Annotated in this window: 21 protein-coding genes; 15 read left to right on the top strand and 6 right to left on the bottom strand. The window is 54.8% G+C overall.

The window, feature by feature from the left end; translation table 11 throughout:
• The first annotated feature begins 204 nt into the window (after positions 1-204).
• The 3 genes from ACZ5D1_RS10530 to cbiB all read left to right on the top strand — a co-directional run bounded on the left by ACZ5D1_RS10530 (position 205) and on the right by cbiB (position 3,057).
• On the top strand, positions 205-1,416 hold the full coding sequence (locus tag ACZ5D1_RS10530) for an OmpP1/FadL family transporter (RefSeq protein WP_464554856.1): 1,212 nt from the start codon (positions 205-207) through the stop codon (positions 1,414-1,416).
• A gap of 130 nt (positions 1,417-1,546) precedes the next feature.
• Positions 1,547-2,005, top strand: coding sequence for a tRNA (cytidine(34)-2'-O)-methyltransferase (locus ACZ5D1_RS10525; RefSeq protein WP_011367487.1), 459 nt, complete (start codon positions 1,547-1,549; stop codon positions 2,003-2,005).
• Positions 2,006-2,103: 98 nt separating this feature from the next.
• Positions 2,104-3,057: an adenosylcobinamide-phosphate synthase CbiB gene (gene cbiB, locus ACZ5D1_RS10520; RefSeq protein WP_464554854.1), complete on the top strand. Its 954-nt coding sequence runs from the start codon at positions 2,104-2,106 to the stop codon at positions 3,055-3,057.
• A gap of 63 nt (positions 3,058-3,120) precedes the next feature.
• Here the strand turns inward: cbiB and ACZ5D1_RS10515 are convergent, their stop codons facing one another.
• A complete protein-coding gene (locus ACZ5D1_RS10515) occupies positions 3,121-4,296 on the bottom strand; it encodes a BaiN/RdsA family NAD(P)/FAD-dependent oxidoreductase (protein WP_464554853.1) in 1,176 nt (391 codons plus the stop codon).
• An 81-nt stretch (positions 4,297-4,377) separates the two neighbouring features.
• Between ACZ5D1_RS10515 and ACZ5D1_RS10510 the strand changes: the two genes are divergently transcribed.
• Positions 4,378-5,358 (top strand): YheT family hydrolase, encoded by a 981-nt coding sequence (locus ACZ5D1_RS10510; protein WP_464554852.1) that lies wholly within the window; start codon positions 4,378-4,380, stop codon positions 5,356-5,358.
• Between the two features lie 10 nt (positions 5,359-5,368).
• Here the strand turns inward: ACZ5D1_RS10510 and ACZ5D1_RS10505 are convergent, their stop codons facing one another.
• The 3 genes from ACZ5D1_RS10505 to ACZ5D1_RS10495 all read right to left on the bottom strand — a co-directional run bounded on the left by ACZ5D1_RS10505 (position 5,369) and on the right by ACZ5D1_RS10495 (position 9,773).
• Positions 5,369-5,722, bottom strand: a complete 354-nt coding sequence (locus tag ACZ5D1_RS10505) for a hypothetical protein (protein WP_464554850.1) — start codon at positions 5,720-5,722, stop codon at positions 5,369-5,371.
• A 162-nt stretch (positions 5,723-5,884) separates the two neighbouring features.
• Positions 5,885-7,729: a translational GTPase TypA gene (gene typA, locus ACZ5D1_RS10500; protein ID WP_027181403.1), complete on the bottom strand. Its 1,845-nt coding sequence runs from the start codon at positions 7,727-7,729 to the stop codon at positions 5,885-5,887.
• A 154-nt stretch (positions 7,730-7,883) separates the two neighbouring features.
• On the bottom strand, positions 7,884-9,773 hold the full coding sequence (locus ACZ5D1_RS10495) for a FapA family protein (RefSeq protein ID WP_027181402.1): 1,890 nt from the start codon (positions 9,771-9,773) through the stop codon (positions 7,884-7,886).
• A gap of 155 nt (positions 9,774-9,928) precedes the next feature.
• On the opposite strand from ACZ5D1_RS10495, the gene ACZ5D1_RS10490 reads away from it, so the two are divergent.
• Both ACZ5D1_RS10490 and ACZ5D1_RS10485 read left to right on the top strand, forming a co-directional pair.
• Complete coding sequence (locus tag ACZ5D1_RS10490; protein WP_011367494.1) at positions 9,929-10,183, top strand: DUF6899 family protein; 255 nt, start codon at positions 9,929-9,931, stop codon at positions 10,181-10,183.
• Between the two features lie 11 nt (positions 10,184-10,194).
• Positions 10,195-10,635, top strand: coding sequence for a hypothetical protein (locus tag ACZ5D1_RS10485; RefSeq protein WP_011367495.1), 441 nt, complete (start codon positions 10,195-10,197; stop codon positions 10,633-10,635).
• A 105-nt stretch (positions 10,636-10,740) separates the two neighbouring features.
• Here the strand turns inward: ACZ5D1_RS10485 and ACZ5D1_RS10480 are convergent, their stop codons facing one another.
• Entirely contained in the window at positions 10,741-11,571 is an 831-nt protein-coding gene (locus tag ACZ5D1_RS10480) for a purine-nucleoside phosphorylase (protein ID WP_027181401.1), read from the bottom strand.
• Positions 11,572-11,707: 136 nt separating this feature from the next.
• Here ACZ5D1_RS10480 and ACZ5D1_RS10475 point away from each other — a divergent pair, with 136 nt between their 5' ends.
• The 9 genes from ACZ5D1_RS10475 (at position 11,708) to ltrA (ending at position 21,647) form a co-directional block, all read left to right on the top strand.
• Positions 11,708-12,463, top strand: a complete 756-nt coding sequence (locus ACZ5D1_RS10475) for a motility protein A (protein ID WP_011367497.1) — start codon at positions 11,708-11,710, stop codon at positions 12,461-12,463.
• The gene (locus ACZ5D1_RS10470) at positions 12,453-13,190 is read left to right on the top strand and encodes an OmpA/MotB family protein (protein WP_011367498.1); all 738 of its coding nucleotides are present in this window, start codon (positions 12,453-12,455) and stop codon (positions 13,188-13,190) included. Before ACZ5D1_RS10475 ends, ACZ5D1_RS10470 begins: the two co-directional genes overlap by 11 nt.
• Before the next feature lie 5 nt (positions 13,191-13,195).
• Positions 13,196-13,591 carry a PilZ domain-containing protein gene (locus tag ACZ5D1_RS10465; protein WP_273193961.1) on the top strand — a complete coding sequence of 132 codons (396 nt, stop codon included), beginning with the start codon at positions 13,196-13,198 and terminating at the stop codon, positions 13,589-13,591.
• 17 nt (positions 13,592-13,608) lie between these two features.
• Positions 13,609-15,024, top strand: coding sequence for a biotin carboxylase N-terminal domain-containing protein (locus tag ACZ5D1_RS10460; protein ID WP_011367500.1), 1,416 nt, complete (start codon positions 13,609-13,611; stop codon positions 15,022-15,024).
• Between the two features lie 183 nt (positions 15,025-15,207).
• Positions 15,208-17,472 (top strand): acetyl-CoA carboxylase carboxyl transferase subunit alpha/beta, encoded by a 2,265-nt coding sequence (locus ACZ5D1_RS10455; RefSeq protein WP_011367501.1) that lies wholly within the window; start codon positions 15,208-15,210, stop codon positions 17,470-17,472.
• 50 nt (positions 17,473-17,522) lie between these two features.
• On the top strand, positions 17,523-18,173 hold the full coding sequence (locus ACZ5D1_RS10450; protein WP_011367502.1) for a biotin/lipoyl attachment domain-containing protein: 651 nt from the start codon (positions 17,523-17,525) through the stop codon (positions 18,171-18,173).
• Between the two features lie 3 nt (positions 18,174-18,176).
• Positions 18,177-18,524, top strand: a complete 348-nt coding sequence (locus ACZ5D1_RS10445; protein ID WP_011367503.1) for a hypothetical protein — start codon at positions 18,177-18,179, stop codon at positions 18,522-18,524.
• 30 nt (positions 18,525-18,554) lie between these two features.
• Entirely contained in the window at positions 18,555-19,055 is a 501-nt protein-coding gene (locus ACZ5D1_RS10440) for a single-stranded DNA-binding protein (protein WP_011367504.1), read from the top strand.
• A 720-nt stretch (positions 19,056-19,775) separates the two neighbouring features.
• Positions 19,776-21,647 carry a group II intron reverse transcriptase/maturase gene (gene ltrA / locus ACZ5D1_RS10435; protein WP_464554847.1) on the top strand — a complete coding sequence of 624 codons (1,872 nt, stop codon included), beginning with the start codon at positions 19,776-19,778 and terminating at the stop codon, positions 21,645-21,647.
• A 281-nt stretch (positions 21,648-21,928) separates the two neighbouring features.
• Here ltrA and ACZ5D1_RS10430 read toward each other — a convergent pair whose 3' ends face one another.
• Positions 21,929-22,711, bottom strand: a complete 783-nt coding sequence (locus ACZ5D1_RS10430) for an IclR family transcriptional regulator (RefSeq protein ID WP_027181400.1) — start codon at positions 22,709-22,711, stop codon at positions 21,929-21,931.
• Between the last annotated feature and the right edge of the window lie 108 nt (positions 22,712-22,819).

Below are 22,819 nucleotides of genomic sequence, written 5' to 3'. Positions count from 1 at the left end.
GCAGAGGTTGCCTTTTGCGGTTTTCTTACGTAAATCCCCACGGATGTATTGAGGAACGGGCGCACGGTTGCGTTGTGCTTTTGTACAACGCGCGAGGGATAATACCGTTGCGCTTTTTGCTGCCGCGCGAGGGGAATCGCGGGGAGAGTGCTTTTGTGCGCTTTTTTCGTGCATTCCAGCGGCGTTACTCTGTAAGGGGGAAAAATGAAGCGACATTTTCTCACTGCTGCTCTCGGCCTGTGTCTGCTGCTGGCCGGAGCGCAATCGGTCATGGCTGCCGGTTTTGCTCTGTACGAATGGAGTGCTCGCGGTAACGCTCTGGGCGGCACCCTTGTGGGACGTGCCGACGATGCTTCTGCCGTTGCTTTCAACCCGGCCGGTATCACACAGATTGACGGCACCCAGATTCAGGTCGGCTTCAGCGCCATCAGCCCTATGGCCGATCTGGTCTACAACGGGCAGAGCACCAAAGGCGCCGACAACACATGGCTGCCTCCGCATGCCTACATTGCTCATAAACTCAATGACGACTGGGCCATAGGTCTTGGCGTGTACAGCCGTTTCGGGCTGGGCACGGAATATGAAAAAGCCAGATGGCCCGGTGCCGCCAATATTTATTACGCTGCCATAGAAACTGTCTCATTTGCTCCGGTGCTTTCGTATCGTCTTACAGACACCATCTCCATCGGCGGCGGCATTGAATTTGTCCATGTGGGGCTGGATATGCGCAAGCATGTCGGCAGCCCTGCCGGTCCCGACGGCAGGCTGGATGCCTCCGGTGACGGTGTGGGCTTCAACTTTGGTGTGCACTGGAAGCCTAACGACCAGTGGCGTGTGGGCCTCAGCTACAAAAGCCAGGTGGAAATCGGTGCTTCCGGCACCCAGAAGTTCAACCCTGCCATACCGGGCGTGCTGCCTGCCAAGACCGGCGTCAGCGGCACTGTTGTACTGCCTGACATGATAGCGGCCGGTGTTACCTATTACCCCATGCCCAACCTCAGCATTGAAGTTGGCGCTATGCTGACCCGCTGGAGCACCTACAACGAGTTCGCGCTGGAATTCGATGATCCTGTGGCCTTTTCCACTGAAAAGGTTGATGAAAAAAACTGGGACGACGTGATGCGTTACAGTGTGGGTGTTGAATACGGCATTACCGACTGGCTTGACCTGCGCGCGGGCTATGTCTTTGACGAATCCCCGCTTGATCCCAAATACGCGGACTACATTGTTCCCGGTAACGACCGTCATCTGTTCAATCTGGGTGCGGGCTTCAAGTGGAACAGCTGGACTGCGGACGTTTCGTACACGTATCTGTGGATGAAAGGCCGTTCCTATGCCGACAGCGTTGCCGACGGCGTGGTGCAGAACAGCTATTCCAAGGACAGCTATGCCCATATTTACGGCCTGACCATCTGATATACATTCTAGCTCCGGTGTGCGCGGGCTGTAGCCGCCGGTGCGTACCCTTGCAGCACCTGCGGTACCGGCTTGATTCTCCTGCCGGTTCAGGTATGACCTGAACCGGCTTTTTTTATGAGGAGCGTATATGCATATAGTTCTTTTTCAGCCGGAAATTCCGCCCAATACGGGAAACGTCGCGCGGCTGTGCGCGGCCACGCGGACCAGTCTGCATCTTATCGAACCGCTGGGGTTCAGTGTGGATGACAAACATGTACGTCGGGCCGGTCTGGATTACTGGCCGCATGTGGACCTGACCGTGTGGCCGGGCTGGTATGCCTTTATGCGCGAGGTGGGCAGCAGAGTCCGTCTTGTGATGACCAGTGCACGCGGCGGCACAGCTGTGCAGGATTTCCGGTTCAACAAAAATGATGCGCTGGTGTTCGGGCCGGAAAGCAGAGGGCTGCCTGCCCATATGCTGGACGGAAGCGGACATGTTGTGCGTATTCCCATATGGGGTGAAGTACGCAGCCTTAATATGTCGACAGCGGCGGGTATCGTATTGTATCAGGCACTTGCGGCTTCCGGTGAACTGGCTGGCAGATAACGGAAGCTTGCGGAGCGGCATGGGACATGCCGCTTTGATGTGGTTATGCACACATGCTGTGCCTGATGTGATGCGGGAAAAGAAGAGAGGCTGGTGTTATGGACTGGTGGTTGATGTTGGTTCCTTTTGTGGCGGTACTGCTGGATATGCTGGCGGGCGACCCCGCCTGTCTGCCGCATCCGGTACGGGCGGTGGGCAGACTGGCCGACATGGTGGAACGGCGCGTGCGCGGGTACGGCAGTTCGGTGCGTATGGGCGCGCTAGCGGCCGGACTGGTGGTGCTGCCTGTGGCTGTGGTTGTCTGGGGGCTGTGCGCACTGCCTGTGGCCGGAGCATTGGCCACGTTGTATTTTGCCTATGCCGGACTTGCACTGGGCAGCCTGCTGAAAGAAGGTGAGGCCGCTCTTGCTGCAGTGCAGCGCGGCACACTGGAAGAGGCCCGGCATGCCGTGGGCATGCTGGTAAGCCGCGATACTTCTGCCATGAACCGTGATGAACTGTACCGTTCTCTTGCCGAGTCGGTAAGCGAGAACAGCAATGATGGTTTTGTGGCACCTTTCTTTTATCTGGTTCTGGGGGGCCCTGTGGTGCTGTGGGTGTACAAGGCTGTCAGCACGCTGGATTCCATGTGGGGCTACAGGACAGGGCGCTGGGCCAGTTTCGGCTGTGCAGCGGCACGCCTTGATGATGTTCTGGCGTATGTTCCGGCGCGTATCACCGCGTTTTTCATGCTGGCGGCAGCCCGGCTGATGCTGGTTCCCACCGCGTTTGACCTGCGCGGAACATGGCGCAGGGCTGCATCTGATGCCGGACTTATGGACAGCCCCAATGCCGGCTGGCCCATGTCCATGGCCGCGTGGCTTCTTTCCCGCCGTATGGGCGGACCTGCTGTCTATGACGGGGTGACGGTGAACAAGCCGCTGCTCGGGCCTGTCACCGGCGTGTGGCGGGCTGAGGACATCCGCATGCTGCTGCGGCTTGTCCGCCTTTCCTGTGTGCTGGGGGCGTGGGTTCTCTGGTTGCTTGCGCTGTGGCTGCATGCCGCGTTGTAGTTCTGGATTGCCGCCGAGGTGTCCGGCAGAAAACATCCCGCCGGCAGGCCGTGTTCATTCGCGTCAGGATATCTGCTCTTTCAGCGCTGTTCCTGCTGCATGGCCGGACGCCCAGGCCCATTGCAGATTGTAGCCGCCCAGATGGCCAGTAACATCCAGTATCTCGCCTGTGAAGTACAGGCCGGAGACCAGCGTGCTTTCCATCGTCTTTGAAGATACATGGGCCGTATCCACACCGCCGCAGGCGGCTTCTGCCTTGCGCATGCCCTCGGTGCGTTCGGGGACGACTGTATGCCGGTGGACGCGCGTGGCGATGTCTTCAATGACAGGCGCACTGAGTTCAGCAATGTTTCTGTGGCGCAACGGCTCGTCCAGCAGACTTGTGACCAGCCTTTCCGGCAGCAGCCTGCACAGCAGGTTGCCTGTTTTGCCTTTGCCGCCTCTACGCAGCAGCGCCGCCGTGTCTTCGTGCGGCAGAAAATTGATGCAGACCGGCTGGCGTGGCTTCCAGTAGGAAGATGCCTGCAGGGTTACAGGTCCGCTGATTCCTTTGTGCGTAAAAAGGAGCGGTTCTGTGAATGTTTTTCCGCCGCATGTGACGGCGGCGGGCAGCGATATGCCGCTGAGGCCATGCAGCGGCCAGTGTGCGGGCATGACAAGAGGAACCAGCGCGGGACGCACGGGAACAATGCGGTGTCCGAAGCGTGCCGCAATTCTGTGGCCTGTGTCGTCTGCCCCTGTCTGCGGCCATGCCGGGCTGCCCGTGGCCAGCACAAGCGCTTTTGACCGGTACAGGCCGCGGCTGGTCACAACATGGAAATATCCGTCTTTCCGGCCGGCTTCTGTCACTTTTGTGCCGGTATGCAGGTTGCAGCCTGATTCTTTGCAGCGCTGCATAAGCATGGCTGTGACATCGGCGGCACTCCGCAGGCAGAAAAGCCGTCCTTCTTCCCGTTCTTCGTAGGGTATGCCCCATTCCGCAAACGCCGATATGGTGTCCCATTGCGACCAGCGGGCCAGTGCTGATTTGCAGAAGTGCTTGTTTTCGCAGATGTAGTTTGCAGGTGTGACTTCCATATTGGTGAAGTTGCACTTGCCGCCGCCCGAAACGAGAATTTTACGGGCGGGCTTTTCTTCGCCTTCAATAAGCGTTACGGAATGTCCGCCGGAGGCGGCCCGGGCTGCACAGGTCAGACCTGAGGCTCCGGCTCCTATAATAAGTATATCTGTTGTTATCATAACTGGCTGGTCCGTGGCGTTGCAGGAACGCTGCACTATCGTGTTCCGCGCTTTTTGTCACGCGCCGCCCTGCGAGAAAAAATGCCTGTTTTACCCGTTTCTTCATACAAGGGCAGCGGCCCGCTGGCAAACGGCCATGTTCAGACCATGTTTCCGGTACTGTTCCGTCCTATGCCGGTGGTGGAGTATCATCGTCAAAGGCTGGAAACGCCGGACGGTGATTTTCTGGATGTGGATTTTTCTTCTGCCGCAGCAGCTGCGCAGTCTGAAAGCATTGCCGTGATCTCTCACGGACTGGAAGGTCATTCCCGCCGGCGCTATGTGCAGGGGATGGCACGGGTGCTAAATGCCCGGGGCTGGGATGCCGCAGCGTGGAATTTCCGCGGGTGCAGCGGCCAGCCCAACAGGTTGCCCCGCATGTACCATAGCGGTGATACGCAGGATCTGCATACCGTAGTGACAGCATGCGCACAAAAAGGCTACCGCCGTATTCTGCTTGCCGGAGTGAGTATGGGCGGTAATCAGATTCTGAAATATCTTGGTGAAGATCCGGACCGTGTCGACAGCAGGATATGCGGGGCTGTTGTTTTTTCTGTACCGTGCGATCTGGTAGGGGCGGCTCAGGTGCTGGGCAGACCGCAGAACAGCGTATACATGCGGTACTTTCTGCGCACGCTGCGGCAAAAAATCAAAGCCAAGCACGCCATGTATCCGGATACGATTCAGATGGACGGGCTGGATTCCATACGTACCTTTGCGGAATTTGACGACCGGTATACCGCGCCGCTGCACGGTTTTTCCGGTGCCCTTGACTACTGGACAAAAAGTTCGTGCAGGCAGTTTCTTTCATCTGTCAGGGTGCCCGCGCTGCTTGTCAACGCGCTGAACGACCCTTTTCTTTCCGCTTCCTGCTATCCGTACCGCGAAGCCCGGCAAAGCGGCAGCCTGTTTTTTGAAACTACTGTGACCGGGGGTCATGTGGGGTTTGTCCAGTTTAACCGGCAGAACATCTACTGGTCCGAAGAGCGTCTGCTGTCCTTTATGGATGAACAGGGGCTGTAATGCCTGTGTGTCAGTTCAGTACCGGACATTCGGCATCTGCCCCGGCCAGCAGGGCATCCTCGTCCAGCCTGCGCGATTTTCCCACAAGGGTGGTGCAGCGTGTGGCCGATTCTGCCAGCGTGTTCATTATATCCTGATACCGCGCATGGTCCGGCCCGGTGAGGTGCTGCGCAAATCCGTACCTGCCCAGCATGTTAAGCAGCTGCAGAGAAGCTGCGCCCATGCGCTGACATTCTTCAATCATCGCCTGCCGCAGCGGCATGTGCAGCAGATCTTCGGTGCGTCTGTCGCCAAGCGCCTGACGCACGCGGGCAAGCAGTTCGGCCTGTTCGGCAGCGGAGAGCGGCGGGGTTTTTCCGGACATGGTTTATCCTTTGGCTGTTTTTTTATGCTGCAGCCAAAGCAAAATACAGGCCGGAAGCTTTAAGGCGTTGTTTTTATAAGAATATGTTGCCAGCGCTGACGGCCAGAGCCAAAAAAACGGCGCGGCAGGATATGCATCCGCCGCGCCGTGTTCTTTGGCCGGTTATTTTTTCAGCAACGAGGCTTTTTTCTTGGCCCCCTGAGCGGCGTGCCGCTTTTGTGCCGAGAGTTCCGCCTTGCGGATTCTGATGGATACGGGGGTGACTTCGACCAGTTCGTCATCACGCACAAAGTGCAGTGCCTGTTCCAGCGTCATGGGTTTGACGGGAGTAAGCACCACGTTTTCATCTTTGCCGGAAGCACGCATGTTGGTCAGTTTCTTTTCTTTGGTGGGGTTCACATCGATGTCGTTATCGCGGTTGTGTTCACCCACAACCATGCCTTCATAGCACGGTTCGCCCGCACCCACAAAAAGACGGCCGCGCGGTTCCAGGTTGTACAGACCGTAGGCAACAGTGGTGCCCGCACGGTCGGCCACAATGGAACCGGTATAGCGGGTGGGAAAATCGCCGCGGTGCGGTTCGTATCCGTCAAGATACGAGTTCATGATGCCGGTACCCTTGGTGTCCGTGAGAAATTCATCACGGTAGCCGATGAGCCCGCGCGAAGGAATGCTGAATTCCATACGCACACGGCCGGTGCCGTTGTTGATCAGGTTGACCATGCGGCCTTTACGGGTGGAAAGTTTTTCAGTGACAACTCCCATAAAGGGTTCGTCGCAGTCCACCCACAGGCGTTCGATGGGTTCCACCAGTGTGTTGCCGTCTTTTTTGAAGATAACTTCCGGACGGCCCACATTGAGTTCAAATCCTTCACGGCGCATGGTTTCGATGAGTATGGCCATCTGGAATTCGCCGCGGCCTTTCACAAGGTAGCTGTCCTTGTCGTCGGTTTCTTCCACGCGGATGGCCACGTTGCGCAGCATTTCCTTGAAGAGCCGCTCGCCGATTTTACGGGACTGGACAATTTTTCCTTCGCGGCCGGCAAGGGGCGAGCTGTTGATGGAAAAACGCATGGCCACCGTCGGCTCGTCCACGTGAATACGCTTGAGCTTGCGGGGGGCGGCTTTGGTGCAGATGGTGTCGCCTATGGTCACGTCTTCAATGCCGGCCAGCACCAGAATGTCGCCGGCTTCGGCAGACTGCACTTCGCTGAGCGAAAGCCCGTCGTACACCTGCAGCTTGGTGGCACGCAGGGTCTGGTTTTCCTTTTCACCCACGCAGAGCATTTCTTCTTTGGCCTGAGCCGTTCCGTGTATGATGCGGCCCACAGCCAGTCTGCCCAGATAGTCGGAGTAGGCAAGGTCGGAAACAAGCATCTGGAAGGGTTCTTCGGGATTGTGCGCCGGGCCGGGAATGACCTCGAGGATGGTTTCAAAAAGCGGGGCGAGATCCTGCCGCGGATCCTGCGGGTCGCGCATGGCCACGCCGTCCCGGCCGATGGCGTACAGCACCGGAAATTCTATCTGCTCTTCGCTGGCGTCAAGATCGATGAACAGGTCGTACACTTCGTTGAGCACTTCTTCCACGCGGGCGTCTTTACGGTCGATCTTGTTAATGACCACGATGACCTTGAGTCCCGCCTCCAGCGTTTTTTTGAGCACAAAGCGGGTCTGGGGCAGGGGGCCTTCAGAAGCATCGACCAGCAGGATGGCACCTGTGGCCATGGAAAGAGACCTCTCCACCTCGCCGCCGAAGTCGGCGTGACCGGGGGTGTCGATTATGTTGATCTTTGTGCCCTTCCAGTTCACGGCGCAGTTTTTGGCTGCAATGGTAATGCCGCGTTCACGTTCAAGATCCATGCTGTCCATTATGCGATCCTGAACTTCCTGATCGGAGCGGAACAGTCCGGCCTGACGGAACATGGCGTCGACCATGGTTGTTTTACCGTGGTCAACGTGGGCAATGATAGCTACGTTACGCAGCTTTTCGTTTACGATTGTGGTCACTGTTATATCCTTGGCAGGTAAGCAAAAAAAGAAACGCCTTTCGATGGCTGGCGCATATCGTTTCCGGATTGCGGCAGAATCGGAGAGGCGGAAAATTGGTGAACAGGGTTGAATAGCCTTGTTTTTGCCCAAAGGCAAGTGTTATATTCGCAGTCTACAGCGACGCTATGACTATTTCTCCGGCCTGCGGGTCAAAGTATATCTGACTGTAGGGTACAGGGTCGGTGATGCACAGGGTCAGCCCGCCGGCTTTGATGCTGGTGCCGGGGTAAAGCGTCTTCAGCACCTTGAGCCTGGGTTTGGGGGCGTTGAGCAGCCGTTCCTTTTCCTGTTTTTCCTCTTCATCCAGTGCCCGCAGCTCTTCCTGCGCGGCAATGCGCGTCTTGATGACAGATGCCACGGCGGGGCGTTTTTCCGGCGGGGTCTGTTCGAGCAGGGTACGCAGATCCCGTTGACCGAGGCCCGCGTCAATGCGCTCTATAAGGCTGTTCAGTTCTTTGCGCCGGGCGCTGCGGGTATTGTCTTTGGGTTGGGGTTCCGTGCCCAGAATAATGGTGGTGAGCACACCCAGATCAGACCCGACTTCATTTGCCAGAATGTTTTTTACCGCGTGCACTTCACCGCCGACTATTTTGCCGCGCCCTTTGACAGCTTCAACGCTGCCTGCGGCAAAGACGGTGCAGTTCGACAGTTCGTGCGCTATTATAATGTCCGCCCCTGATTCCAGCCGGGCACCTTTGGCAAAGGTCGCCGATATGGTGCCGCCCGCTTTGATGAACCCTGTACGGTCCATCAGAATGCCCGCGCCTATTTCCACATCGCCGCCGCATTCTATTTCCGCGTTTTCCACTATGTCGTCCACGCGCACATGGCGCGGTGCGCTTACGCGGAATCCGGCCAGCACGGCACCGCGGATATGGGCGGAACCTTTTTCCAGACTGATATTACCCACGCTCATATTCAGATCGCCGCGGGTCTGAAACACTTCGCTTACGGACAGGCTGTTGTTTTTGTATATGACCATGCCTTCGATGGCGGCGGCAAACTCGCTGCCTTCCAGCGCGTCCACATGTTCGCCCGTCTGCAGCAGAAAAACAGCGCCGTCGTGTGCGGGAATAAGCTTGCCGAAAACATCTTTGCCGGGGCGTCCTCTGGTGGGGGCGTGCAGTTTGCCCAGCTTTGTGCCGCTGGTTACGGCTTTGATCATTCCGCGTGCACGGAAGTCTATGCTTCCGTCAGCCGCTTCTATGCCGATGCTGGACCGTTCGTCCTTGATGTAAAGCTCAAACCAGCCGTCTTTACCGCTTTGGGGCTGCACGCCGCGGCTTAGCGGCACGTTCGGAATTTCTGCGTTGCTTTTTTGTGCGTTTTTAAGTGCGGCCTGCAGCACGGCCGTTTCAAGCGGCTGGGTGATGTCTTCCGCCTTCAGCGCGCTTTCCATCTGCAGGGGGGTGACTTCCCGCCCTTTGAAATCCCTGGCGAACACACTGCCCATGGCTACCATGGCGTCGGGGGTCACGGCTATGAGCGGCCGCATGTGTATGCGGTTTCTGGTGATGCCGATAATGCCGTAGCGCGAAGCGCGCACCTGCAGTGTCGTCGTGTCCAGATGACAGCCGCAATCTTCGGCAAAACTAATTTCCTGCCCTTTCTCGGGGCCTTCAGATTTGACTACGGTGCCGTTGACCCCTTTGCCCGGGACTGCGCTGCGTGCGGGCGTGATGGTGCCTATGACGTCGCCGGGAAAGACAGGCATGCGGAAATCGCCCGCAGGCTGCAGTGCTGCGTCTTTGGCGGGTTCCGGCAGGGTGCCTCTGGCTACTGTTATGCCGCGCGGGTCTTCCCCTTTTTTAAGCACCGTGTTTATCTTGGTCAGCACGCCCACGAGCGGGGGCGTGATGACGCCCGCCTGCCGTAGTGCGTCATTGAGGCCCGAAGAAGAAATCAGCGCACCGCCTTCCTGCGCCGCAGACCAGTCGGAAATGACGGCCGAAAGACCGTCTTCGGATATGGCTATGGATATGCTTGCGTTTCGCATGCTCATGGTGTGATATGTCCGGTGTCTTGCGGCAGGTAGCGATAAAAGTTACTTGTGTGAATTATAAGGCGATTCCAGATACACTATGTATAGACGAAGGCCGCACGCAACGCAAATCCGCGGATGCGGAGGCGGGCTGCGGCTGTGTATAAGGAGACTCCATGCCGTATATACCTGAGAACCGTAGAGAATTCTTTGATAATCTTTTGCGGCAATGTGCGGGGCATGTGCAGAACGAAGGCGAGCTGAACTATTGTTTTTATAAGCTGGCAACGCTGCTTATTGAAAAGACAGGTGAAAGCTACGCGAACCTGAGCATGTGTTCCAGTGCCATGGAGCACGCAAAGCTTGAGTGGTACAGGAAACGGCTGGCGCCGTATGAAGACCGTAAAATAGCCGAACATGGCGATATCTGACAGGGGGATGTATGAAGGATTCCGGTGGTAAACGCGAAGATGGCTGTGCTGAAGAGCAGGGCTGCACCACAACGGCGCAGGGGCCCGGAAGTGCGGCAGGAAGGTGGTCTTTTGTCTTGTCCGTTCTGGCGGTCGTCGTGTCTTCGGTGTTTGCGTTCGGCTTGTCCGGCAATATTTCCGGAGTGAACAGCCACCTGTCGGCAGAGGCGGAAACGGTTCAGGCTCTGGAAAAGAAGATAGCGGGCCTTGAGCAGCTTGTCAGAAAAGATGATGCGGCAAAGCTGGTGCGCGACGAGTTGAATAACGCCGTGCTGGCAGATGTGCTGCACAGGCTTGAAGGGCTTGTGCAGCGCGTTGATGATCCGGCGCTTGTGCAGAAAATCAATGACGCAGCGGCCCTCCTGCGCGAGGTGCAGGGCGCCGCCGCGCCGGACGGTTCTCTGGACGGCTAGCGAGCGGGCTGTTGTCTGCCCGCATTTTTGCTGACAAAAAATGCTCCGGCACCGGTGCACATGCACCGGTGCCGGAGCTTCGGTTTTTCATAAAACGCGTGTCTGTCAGACAGGCAGGTCGGCGGTAACCGCGGCAATGAGCTTTGCCAGCCTGTTTCCGGCAAGACTGGCCACGCGGATGACTTCCTCCAAAGGAGCCTCCTGCATGCAGTCCGGCAGGTTTTTGTTGGTCAGGCATGAAACGCCCAGCACTTTCAGACCCATGTGGCGGGCGGCGATAACTTCGAGCACTGTGGACATGCCCACGGCATCCGCTCCTGCCGCTTTGTACATGCGGGTCTCCGCGGGGGTTTCCATCTGCGGGCCGCGCACTCCGGCGTAGACGCCGCGTTCCAGACGGATGCCCAGCTCCGAAGCCTTTTGCATGGCTGCACAGATAAGTTGTGCGTCGTAGGGGGCACTCATGTCAGGAAAGCGCGGTCCCCACAGGTCATTGTTCGGGCCGGTCAGCGGGCTTTGTCCCGTAAAATTTATGTGGTCGGTTATGGCCATGAGATCACCCGCGGACCATGCGGGATTCAGAGCGCCTGCCGCGTTGGTGATTATCAGGGTGTCAGCTCCGCACGCGGCCATGGTGCGCACACCGGTGCATACGTCACCTGCTGAATAGCCTTCATACAGGTGGCAGCGGCCCTGCTGGAGCAGCACGGGGGTGCTGCCGATGCTGCCGGCTATGAATCTGCCCTGATGCGAAGCGACTGTGGAACGCGGAAAATCGGGAATCTCACCGTAATCAATCACGGTATGAATGCTGACGGCATCAACCAGTCCGCCAAGGCCGGTGCCCAGAACGATTCCAACTTTGGGGTCGGGGTGCCCTGATAACTTTTTTTTCAGAAATTCCGAAGCGTTCTGTACTTTTTTCGGGTTTTGCATAACTCTCCAGAATATTGTATTGATTGAGTGTAGAAAAGGGACGCGATCATACTTCTGCGATCGGTTCATGGATGGCCTGTGCCTTCATGGCCGGTCTTCCTGCCTTTTTACCAGTTGCGGAGCTTAGACCGAACATATGGATATAGCAACTCTTTTCGGGATTATTGCCGGGTTCGGCCTTGTGGTCGGCGCTATCTTTATGGGGGGCAATTTTGCCGACTTTGTCAACCTGCCGGGGCTGATGATCGTTTTCGGCGGCACGGGAGCCGCCATTCTGGTCACTTTTCCTTTTGAAGAAGTGGTGCAGGCCGTGAAAGGGGGGCTGCAGGTTTTCGGCGCCAGAAACGTGAAAAACCGTGATGTGGTCAATACCATGGTACGTGTGGCTGAAATTAGCCGCCGTGAGGGGCTGACCGCTCTGGAACACATAAAAACCGAAAACAGCCTGCTGAAAAAAGCCTGCCAGCTGATAGCCGACAATGCCGACCATGCGCTTATACGCGATACTGTGATGATTGAAATCGCCACCATGCGCAGACGGCACAACGTGTCCATAGCCGTGTTCAACCGGCTGGGGGCGTTTGCACCGGCGTTCGGTATGATAGGCACGCTTATCGGTCTGGTGCAGATGCTTACCCGTCTCAACGACCCTGCCGCCATCGGTCCGGCCATGGCTGTGGCCATTTTGACCACGTTTTACGGGGCGTTGATGGCCAATCTGCTTTTTTTACCCATCGCCGGCAAACTGAAAGCCCGCACCCTGCAGGAAGAAGTGCACCTTTTTATCATTTTCGAAGGGGCAAAATCCATACTGGAGAATAACAACCCGCGTCTGGTGCATGAAAAGCTTTCGTCATTCCTTTCACCTCAGGAGCGCCGGAGTGTCCGATAAGGATCTGCCTTTTTCCCTGATAGAGCAGGAAGAAGAGGACCGCACCGACGAGTGGATTGTCACATTTGCCGATCTCGCCACGCTGCTGCTTGTTTTTTTCATTCTGCTTTTTTCCATGTCAGTCATCGACGAACAGCGGTTCACCGACTCGTTCACTTCCGTACGGACGGTTTTCGGCGGCAAGGAAAGCACGCTGTTCACGTCATCTGTGCGTTCGGACGATGCGGCCCTGCTTGAGAGCGTGCGTTTGCAGAAGCAGCTCATCGAGGCTCAGCGGAAGGTGTATTCAGATGTGCGGACCTTTTTGAACCGCAAAGGGGTGGAAGGCGTGATCGGGGCGGTTTTTGACGAAGGCGTGATCACCATCAAAGTGCCGGCTGGAGTGCTTTTTGAAAAGAACTCCGTGGATATTTCCGCAGACGGGCTTTCCATGCTTGAAGGGTTGAATGACTTTTTCCTGAAAAAAAAGGATCAGTCCATCAATATACGGGGGTATACCGACGACAGTGTGCCGGCTGCCGGCAGCCGCTTCAGGGATAACTGGGAAATCTCCGCCCTGCGGGCGGTGAATGTGCTTCGTTTTTTCCTCAAGTCTGGTATAGAGCCCGGACGGCTGACAGCGACCGGACTCGGTGATCTTGATCCGCTTTTTCCCAACACCAGCGAAGAAAACCGCGCAAAGAACAGAAGGGTTGAATTTGTTCTGGAGCGCCGTGTGGGTAAGTAACTGTCATGAATGAAGAATTTGATATTGTTTTTACCGGGGCCGGCGGACAGCGCCGGGCTTTTCGCACGCGTATCAGGGGGCTTGAAGCCTTTCTTGAAGAACGCGGTACGTTCCTGCCCGTCAGGGACATCAGTGCCACTGGTTGCTCCGTGGACGGAGACGAGCAGGGCTTTGGCATAGGCGACGACTTCCGCATTGACCTTTTTGTCAATAAAAAGCTGTTCATAGCCGGACTCCTGCTGAGAGTTGTGCGGCTGTTACCTGACGGCGGCCTTGGCTGCAGCTTTGAAGAGCTTGACCGGCGACAGGAAGCGCGGCTGGACAAGCTTATTCTGGAAGTGCAGAAACGGCAGATCGCCATGAAAAGGGCGACTGTGTGTGATGAAGAACTGGAAAAATAAACAGTCGAGGGACATTGGTGCAGAATACCGAACATAAGGTGCTGGTGGCGAATCGAGGGGAAATCGCCATCCGTATCGTTCAGGCCTGCCGCAAGCTGGGTCTGGATTTTGTATGTGTATACACGGCGGAAGACGCTGAGTCGGGGCATGTACGCATCGCCCGTCAGCTTGGCGGCGAAAAAAGCCTGTTCCGTGTATCGTCATATCATGATGCGAACGAACTGTTGTCCGTAGCAGACGAGGCCGGCGCCACCGCCGTGCATCCCGGCTACGGCTTTTTTGCCGAAGACTACAGGTTCGCGCGGCGGGTATCGCAGCGCGGGCGCAAGCTGATATTCATAGGTCCGTCATGGCGGGTTATCCGCGAGCTGGGTGACAAGATAAATACCAAACGTCTTGCGCGCAGTCTCGGCGTGCCCACTGTGCCCGGTTCAGACAAACCCATCTACGACGAGATGGAAGCCGAAAAAGTGGCCCAGTCGCTTTTCGAGTTTCAGGAAGAGCAGGGCGTCGAGCGCCCTCTGGTTCTGGTCAAGGCCTCCGCCGGAGGCGGCGGAATGGGTATAGAGGAAGTGCACAGCCTTGATCTGTTCCGCTCCGTGTATCGCCGTATCCGCAATTACGCCCTGCGTCAGTTCAATGACGAGGGTGTTCTTATCGAGCAGCGTGTCAACGACTTCAACCATCTGGAAGTTCAGATCGTTTCTGACAGAAGCGGCAAAAATCCCGTGCATTTCGGCACGAGAAACTGCTCCATACAGTCCACCGGTCTGCAAAAGCGCGTGGAAATTGCTCCGGGGTTCGACTCTTCGTCGTATTCCTATGCGTTTGACGCAGACAAACTGCTGGAAGACATCACCAACCACTCTCTGGCTATGGCCCGCAAGGTCGGCTACGACAATGTGGGCACATGGGAGTGGATTGTCTCGCGCGACGGGCGTCCCTTTCTGATGGAGGTGAATACCCGCATTCAGGTGGAAAACGGCGTTTCTGCCGCCATAGCGCGCATTCACGGTAAAGGCGGTGTCGACATAATCGCCGAGCAGATCCGTGTGGGGCTGGGCGAGCCGCTGGGTTACACGCAGGAAGATATCACATTCGAAGGTGTGGGCATTGAATACCGCATCATCGCGGAAGATCCTGACAACCGTTTCACCCCCTGGGTGGGACGTATAGAAGGCTTCCGCTGGGATGAACGTGACTGGCTTTCCATGCATACGCATGTGCCCACTGACAGTCCGTATGACATTCCCACTGAGTTCGACCCCAACCTTGCCCTTGCCATTGTGTGGGGCAAAGACCTTGCACAGGTCCGGGAGCGGGGGCTGGAACTGCTGGACACCATCACGCTGGAGGGCGTTAATCAGGCCGGTCCCATGCGCACCAACATTGCTTTTCTGCGCAGAAAGACGGCTGATGTTCTCCGTTTCTGATGTGTCGGGTGCGGCCGTTTTTGTCCGTTATTCTGCGGTACAGAGGCGGCTGTTCTTTTCCGGCAGGTATTCCGGTGTGTAGCCGCCGCGCGGTTGCCCGCGCTGTGCGGACTCTGCACGGCATGCCGTATGCGGCTGCCGTAGCCCAACAAGGCAATATCCCCGCAAGCGGGGAGGAGCGATATGGATTTTGATAAGAAACTGCATCAGCTTAACGACCGTCTCAACTACATCCGGGACGTGTTTACCGGCAAGCAGGAAGAAAATATCCGCCTGCTTGAGAGCAAGCTGAATGAATTGATGCTGAGGGAAAAGCACCTTTCCGCTTCGGAACAGCAGGCTGCCGCAGCCACGGTTGACGATCTGTTCGACTTTGTGGAGCGCAAGCTTGAAGAAGATCTTACCCCCATGGACAGGGTGCGTATCGTACGTCATTCGCAGCGGGTCTGCCTGCGCGACGTGCTTGAAAACGTGTACGACAACTACACCGAGATAGGCGGCAAGGACGAGAACAGTATCGATCCGAGCATGCTTATTGCGCGTGCCTACATCACAAGGCGCAGCGGTAAAAAGGTGTACCACCAGCCGGTGATGGTCATAGGGCAGGAAAAAGGGCATGGAGAGGAATTCCGCAACGGCGGTTCTGTAAAGCCCTGGGGCAATGCCAAGGCCCTGCACTATATGAAAGTTGCCGAAACAGAAAATATTCCCATCCATACATATGTGTTCACACCCGGATCATATCCGGTGGAGGATGCTCCCGGAGCTGCCCAGCAGATAGCCCGCAACCTGTACGAAATGGCAGGGCTGCGCGTGCCTGTTGTGGCCGTGTTTTCCGAAGGTGGCTCCGGCGGTGCCGAAGCCATCGGGCTGGCCGATACCCGGCTCATGCTCTCCCACGGGTACTATTCTGTTATTTCTCCCGAAGGGGCGGCCGCCATCGAAGGCAGGCTCAAAGAAGGCCAGCGTGCCACGCCGGAACTGATTGAAAAATGCGCGCGCCAGCTGCGTATCACCGCTGCGGATAACCGCCGCATGGGGTACATTGATCACGTTATAGACGAGCCGCCGCTGGGAGCCAGACCGTACCATTACGATTTTTTCCGTTCTTTGCGGCAGGAAGTTATCCGTGCGACGGATGAGGTTGTGCTGGGGGTCAAGGGATTTGCTCCTTTCCGCGCCATGGCTTTGCGCAGGCGGCACGGCAAAAAGGGTGTGACGCCTGACTTTGACAATATCTATGTCCGCTGGAATCTTTCTTCCAACGCCCGTGACAGACTGGTGATGAAACGCCACCGCAAGTTCCGCCGCCTGTCACGTCAGGCGTGTCTGGACAGACGCGCCGTGCACCGCAGAATATGGGAATGGGGATATGATCTCGGCTGGGATGTTTATTCTTATTTCAAGTACGACCTGTGGCGTAAGCATCAGCAGCGCATTGTTTATGCGGTGGAAGAGGTGGACGCTGAAGCGCGTGTGCTGATGAACCGCCTGCTGAGCCCGTGGCGTAAGCTGAGCGGGTCACTGCCTGGTTCCGGCAAGCCTGCCGAGGACAAAGAAAAAGAGCTGACCATGCTTTCGCAGTGGGATCAGGAAGACCAGCGCAACGGCGAATGGCGCTATGTAAGCCCGCGTGCCAAGGAAGACCGCACCATTACCTGCCCCAATGCGGATTCTCATGGCTGCCTTGACCTGTGGGCCCCTGATCTTTTTGGCGAATTTGCCGGTGTGTGCAACTATTGCGGTCATCATTTTCCGATGGAAAGCAAGTGGTTCGTGCATAATATCTTTGATAACGGCTCTGTTTTCGAGTTCAACTCCGAGCTGGAAGCCGCCAACCCGCTGGGTTTTGAAGGGCTGGACGTGAAGCTGGATCAGGCCAAGCAGAAAACCGGCCAGAAGTCCGGCTGCGTCACGTTCGAAGCGCGGCTCGATAATATCAAGATAGTGGTGGCCATGCTTACCGCACCGTTCCGCGGTGGGTCGGTGGGTGCCGCCGAAGGCGAAAAGTTTATCCGCGCCGCTGAGCGGGCCAAGAAAAAGCGTTTTCCGTTTCTTGCCTATGTGCACGGCACTGCCGGTATCCGCATTCAGGAAGGCACCAACGGAGTCATTCAGATGCCCCGCTGCACCATGGCCGTGCGCCGGTACATCGAAGAAGGCGGGCTGTACCTTGTGGTTTATGACACCAATTCCTACGCCGGCCCTCTGGCAAGCTTTCTCGGCTGTTCGCCGTATCAGTTTGCCATCCGTTCTGCCAACATAGGCTTTGCGGGCAGAGGGGTTATCAAGGAAACGACCGGTATGGATATTCCTCCTGACTACCACAATGCCTTCAAGGCACTGAGCAGAGGACATATTCAGGGCATATGGGACCGCAGAGAAGCGCGGCAGAATCTGCGCCAGGCACTGCTGACCATGGGCGGACGCAATCTTTATTACCGCTAGCCGTCAACCGGCCGCGGGGCCGAACGAAGCAAGGAAACGGGTGAAAAACCGTGCTTGATATATCACAACTGCTTGAAGAGATTAAGGCGTCTCCTTATCAGGAGGAGACAATAGTGGCCCCCCACACGGGGGTGGTGACCTTTGCTCCCATCAAGGAAGGCAAGCGTGTGCGCGGGCCTTCCGGTGTGTGGAAAGAAGTGAAGGGCACACTGCTTGCCACCATTGAACGGGAAAGGAACCCCAAACCCATTCATGCCACGGAAAAAGGCAAGGTGAAGGATATATTCCGCCAGTACGAAGGAACCTTTGTCGAAGCCGGAACACCGCTTGTGAGCATCCGGCACTATCTGTCAAAGGAGGAAGTGCTGGGGATCATTCTGCGTAAGGCGCTGCATCTGTTCAAGGCGCCGGAGCGGGCCAAATACTACTTCACGCCGGATGTGGACAAAAAAGTCAAGGTGTCCGGTTCCAGATCTGTCACTGTGCAGAACGGCATGGAACTTTTCATCATGTCGCGTATGAAGCGCGAAACGCCGCTGCATTACGAAGGCCCCGAAGGTCTGATTTACGCGGTGTACTTTCAGCATAACGAAAACGTGGACGCCGGCCAGCCGCTGATAGGCATCTGCCCGCCGGATCAGCTGGAAACCATAGAAGAGGTGGTCATGCGCGTGCAGACGGAGTGGGTGGAAAAGGAGTGACCGATGGGTAAAGTGCTTCAGGTACGGGTTATGGCCTATACGTTTGACCCCGATGATGTCAGGCGTACCTGGCCGCTGCTTTACACGCAGGTATGGGGTGAACGCTCCCCCCGGCCCGACGAAATGCGCGGTGTGGCGGAGCTGGTTCAGGCTCTGGATGACGGTCTGCGCTTTGAGCCATGGGACGGGCGTGTAAAAAAGGTGCTCGAACCGGGAGTACGCAGCCTTTCGGCTCTTATGCAGCAGCTTGAAACCGCTCTGGGGGACTGGGATCCCCGGCAGGCGAACTCGCTGAGCGAGAGAATAGAGGAAGGACTTTCCGAGCTTGAAAAAGAGCTGGCGAAAGCGTAGGAAGAGCCGAGATACAAAAGGAGACGTCTCATGTCGCTTAATAAAGTTATGCTCATAGGCAGGCTGGGTGCCGACCCCGAGCTTAAATATTCCCAATCAGGAACCCCTGTTGCGCGTATGCGCATTGCCACCAGCGAAACCTATACGGACCGCGAAGGCAACCGGCAGGAAAGCACGGAGTGGCATACCGTGGTTGTGTTCCAGCGTCAGGCCGAAAACTGCGCCAACTACCTTTCCAAAGGCAGCATGGTGTATGTGGAAGGCAGCCTGCAGACAAGACAGTGGCAGGATCAGCAGGGACAGAACAGATACACCACCGAGATTAAGGGCCAGCGCGTCCAGTTTCTTGACAGAAAAGGCGATGGTCCCGGTGCGCCTGCACAGGGCGGCGGTGAGCGCCGTTCTTTCCAGCAGCCGCAGCAGTCACAGCAGCGTGGCGGCCGTCAGGCTCCTCCTGCCGATGACGGATTCGATGATCTCGGTCCGGCATTTCCTTCGGAAGTCAGCGGAATGGACGACGTGCCTTTCTGAGCGACTTGTTGTTGATTAAAAAGATCAACTATGTCAGCCTGTTACGTATGCTTCAGGCTGACATAAACTGATAATCTGAAAAGTAGAATGATGGGGTAACGCCCTGAAATGCTTTCCCTAATACTCCGACAGGCATGTTGATGGGCTATCATCATATTGTCTGAAGCTCGGTGAAGTCGGTTGAGAGGATGCCCTAAGGTATGAAAATACTAGGAAATGCGAGCCAGAGGTGGCCGAGCATCTGATAGATCGGGGGTCTATAAAGTAGTCATGGTGAGAATGTCTTTAAGTAGACTGACGAAATCCCGAATGTACGAGTCCAAAGCACGATTGTGTAGAAATGCACATGTCACATAAAGTGGCGCAAGTGTGGTCCGGTAAAAATAGAATGTATGAAAGACCATGTGTTGTTAAAGGCAACTCCAAGCTTGCAGGCTTATAGGGATCACCTAAAACTATATGAAGATAAGATTATCGGAACAAGGTAAGGTCAGGACGCAGAGCGATAGCACGCTATGAAGCGGTACACTATATAAACACCCTTCGGGGCGATAAAAGTGTTTTATCTGACTGAAAGTGGAGGCATAAGCTGTGAAGCTGTTGTAATGACAGTGGAGCTATAGCCTCTAGTCGGTTTCTGTTTCACGTAATGAAACTCATGTCAGTTCAAAGGTTCCGGTACGACTAAGAGAGGTGAAATCCATATGGAGGACACCGACTTTGAGTGCAAAAAGGAAGCTTCTAAAACGTCAGAATCTTCGGAACAATGAATACTATGACTTCCAGAAAGTTGTTGATGGTCTTTACGAAGATAGCTGTAGGAACAGGAAATTCTATCATCTTGTTGAAATAATACAACGATGCGAAAATATTCTGTTAGCATACAGGAACATCAAGAATAACGATGGAAGTCATACTCCTGGTGTTGATGGACGCACGATCAAGTATCTTGCTAGATTAACGACAGAAGAAATAATATCTTTGGTCCAAAGAAAACTGGCGAACTACTATCCCCAACGAGTTAGAAGAGTTATAATCCCTAAGCCTAATGGTAAAACCAGACCGCTTGGGATTCCAACCATCGTAGACAGGCTGGTGCAGCAATGCATCTTGCAAGTCCTTGATCCAATCTGCGAGGCGAAGTTTCATAAGCATAGTTATGGATTTAGATCCTTGAGATCGACAAAACATGCTATTGCCAGAGCCTATCATCTCGCTCAGAAAAACAATCTACACTACGTAGTTGATGTTGATATCAAGGGATTCTTTGACAATATCGACCATGGGAAGCTTCTCAAACAGTTATGGACGCTTGGTATTCATGACAAATCTCTAATAAAGATTATATCACGGATGCTTAAAGCAGAAATAGATGGTGAAGGAGTGCCAACATGTGGAACACCACAAGGCGGTATTTTATCACCACTTCTTGCCAATGTAGTTCTTAACGAACTAGATTGGTGGATTAGTGATCAATGGGAGACTAAACGGACAAAACATACGTATGCTGTTAGGAAAAATAGCAACTATGCAATGTACCAGTCACTCAAGAACTTCTCTAATCTAAAAGAAATCTACATAGTTCGCTATGCAGATGATTTCAAGATTTTCTGTCGCAACCATAATCAAGCTGAGAAGATTTTCCACGGAGTTAAGGATTGGCTGAAAGAAAGATTGGGTCTTGAAATAAGCCAAGAAAAATCACAAATAACCAATCTTCGGAAAAGTTATTCAGATTTCCTTGGTGTTAAAATGATGCTTACTCGGAAAGGAAAGAAGTATACGGCTGATAATAGGGTGAGAAGTGATTATGTCATCAAGTCAAGAGTTGCTGATAAAGCAGTGAAGGCAATAATGGCAAAAGTCAGACATCACTCAAAAGAAATACAATGCCAAAAAAGAATGTCTGGAGCCGCTCTTACGAGCAGATTCAATGCATATCTTCTTGGGGTACACAATTATTACAATTGTGCGACCAATTGCATTCTGGATTTCGAAAGGATAGCCTATCGAAGTCGAGCCGTGTTGAAAAACAGGTTGAATCCTAGAAGAAGGAAGGATGGAGATAAACTTCCGTCATACATAGCGACCCTTTATGGAAAGTCAAAGCAAATCCGATTTGTTCATGACATTCCGCTGATACCAATTGCATATATCCAACACAAAGTTTGTAAAAACTACAATGGCTTAAGCCAATATGTGGAAGCAGACAGGATGGTGGTTCATGCAAAGCAAAGGGCTGTTCCGATCATAAAATTGCAATACTTACTTTCGCACCCTGTGCGAGAAATGAGTGTGCAGTATAATGACAACAGAATAGCACGTTTTGTGGCACAGTATGGGCGTTGTGCGGTCACGGGAGACGTACTAGATATGGATGATGTTCATTGTCACCACAAGCTGCCAAAGGCATTCTTTGGTGGTGATGAATATGAAAACCTTGTGATTGTCAGCAAAGACATCCATGTGTTGATTCATGCTACAGTGCGAGAAACCATTGATTTCTATCTTCAGAAGACCAAAATTGACAAAGCTGGTCTCAAGAAATTGAACCAGTTTCGTAAGATAATGGACTTGGATTTAATCAGGTAAGAAGACAAGCCTTTTTGACACATGACATGTGTGATTTGACAAACCAAACCGATGGAACGCCGTGTGCGGTGAAAGTCGCTTGCACGGTGTGAATGGGGGGAAAATCTGGAGATAACTTCAAAGGATTACCTATCCATATAGGCACATCGTGTTTATTCGTGATGTTAAAGCCCCGCAGGCTTGCCTGCGGGGCTTTTGTATTCTGTATGATTCTCCGGTGCGCAGCGGGACCGGGTGCACCGCACTATTTATGCAGCTTTCCACCGGCACGCGGCGTGCCATCAGAACTGGCGGCCGATGTCTGATGCGGCTTTGAGTACCACCGGTGCCAGCTCGGCGGCAATGCGGCTGTCGTCCCATTCGTTGTTGTCTGCAGAAATATAGACAGCGGCCAGCAGTGTACCGCCGGACGATAGTACGGGTGCTGAAACGGAAACTTCACCTATGAGCTGCTCCTGACGCGAAACCGCATACCCCAGTTCTGCCGCCTGCCGTACGGCCCGCATGTTTGCCTCGCTGTCAGTGATGGTGAACGGCGTCAGCTGCGTTCTGACGCTCTGTTCTATCAGGCTGCGGGCGCTGTTTTGCGGCAGACACGAAAGCAGAGCCCTGCCGCCGCAGAATGCGGGCACCCGTCTGCCCGCCAGCGTGCTTTCAAGCAATATGAACCGCTGGGGCAGGCGTATAAGATACATAACATCTTGCTCGTACAGAATACCCAGATAACTGGCGCATCCTGTTCTTTTACGCATTTCCAGCAGCACCGGTGTGGCAATTTCCACAAGTCGTTTGTCCTTCAAATAATGATAGCTGAGCGACATTACCTTTGGACTTAAAGAATAACGCTTGGTATCTGTGTCTTTTTCCAGATAGCCAAGGGCCTCCCATGTAAAGAGAAAGCGCTGAACAGCGCTTTTGTTCAGCCCTGTCTTGCGGCTCAGGTCCGACAGACTCAGATTGCGGGCAGTGGAATCGAAGGCCTCCAGAACCATCAGAGCCCGTTGAAGTGAATGTACAAAAAGCGGGTCAGGGCGTCTGTCAGTAACGGCCGGTTCTTCTGCCATGAAGGCCTCCCTGCTGTGCTGCTTTGTGTTTGTCGTGTGCTGCGTGGAAGTATGATGTTGTTTGGTTGCACAACTGTCGTTATTGATGTTGTTGTTGACAGTGCAACT

This window comes from Oleidesulfovibrio vietnamensis, assembly GCF_055388115.1.
Note: the sequence above shows the minus strand (reverse complement) of the source record. Positions and strands in the feature narration are given on the sequence as shown.

Excerpts from the sequence above, each read along its gene's own strand:
- ACZ5D1_RS10530 (WP_464554856.1), top strand. The coding sequence starts at position 205 with ATGAAGCGACATTTTCTCACTGCTGCTCTCGGCCTGTGTCTGCTGCTG.
- ACZ5D1_RS10525 (WP_011367487.1), top strand. The coding sequence starts at position 1,547 with ATGCATATAGTTCTTTTTCAGCCGGAAATTCCGCCCAATACGGGAAAC.
- cbiB (WP_464554854.1), top strand. The coding sequence starts at position 2,104 with ATGGACTGGTGGTTGATGTTGGTTCCTTTTGTGGCGGTACTGCTGGAT.
- ACZ5D1_RS10515 (WP_464554853.1), bottom strand. The coding sequence starts at position 4,296 with ATGATAACAACAGATATACTTATTATAGGAGCCGGAGCCTCAGGTCTG.
- ACZ5D1_RS10510 (WP_464554852.1), top strand. The coding sequence starts at position 4,378 with ATGCCTGTTTTACCCGTTTCTTCATACAAGGGCAGCGGCCCGCTGGCA.
- ACZ5D1_RS10505 (WP_464554850.1), bottom strand. The coding sequence starts at position 5,722 with ATGTCCGGAAAAACCCCGCCGCTCTCCGCTGCCGAACAGGCCGAACTG.
- ACZ5D1_RS10495 (WP_027181402.1), bottom strand. The coding sequence starts at position 9,773 with ATGAGCATGCGAAACGCAAGCATATCCATAGCCATATCCGAAGACGGT.
- ACZ5D1_RS10490 (WP_011367494.1), top strand. The coding sequence starts at position 9,929 with ATGCCGTATATACCTGAGAACCGTAGAGAATTCTTTGATAATCTTTTG.
- ACZ5D1_RS10485 (WP_011367495.1), top strand. The coding sequence starts at position 10,195 with ATGAAGGATTCCGGTGGTAAACGCGAAGATGGCTGTGCTGAAGAGCAG.
- ACZ5D1_RS10480 (WP_027181401.1), bottom strand. The coding sequence starts at position 11,571 with ATGCAAAACCCGAAAAAAGTACAGAACGCTTCGGAATTTCTGAAAAAA.
- ACZ5D1_RS10475 (WP_011367497.1), top strand. The coding sequence starts at position 11,708 with ATGGATATAGCAACTCTTTTCGGGATTATTGCCGGGTTCGGCCTTGTG.
- ACZ5D1_RS10465 (WP_273193961.1), top strand. The coding sequence starts at position 13,196 with ATGAATGAAGAATTTGATATTGTTTTTACCGGGGCCGGCGGACAGCGC.
- ACZ5D1_RS10455 (WP_011367501.1), top strand. The coding sequence starts at position 15,208 with ATGGATTTTGATAAGAAACTGCATCAGCTTAACGACCGTCTCAACTAC.
- ACZ5D1_RS10445 (WP_011367503.1), top strand. The coding sequence starts at position 18,177 with ATGGGTAAAGTGCTTCAGGTACGGGTTATGGCCTATACGTTTGACCCC.
- ACZ5D1_RS10440 (WP_011367504.1), top strand. The coding sequence starts at position 18,555 with ATGTCGCTTAATAAAGTTATGCTCATAGGCAGGCTGGGTGCCGACCCC.
- ACZ5D1_RS10430 (WP_027181400.1), bottom strand. The coding sequence starts at position 22,711 with ATGGCAGAAGAACCGGCCGTTACTGACAGACGCCCTGACCCGCTTTTT.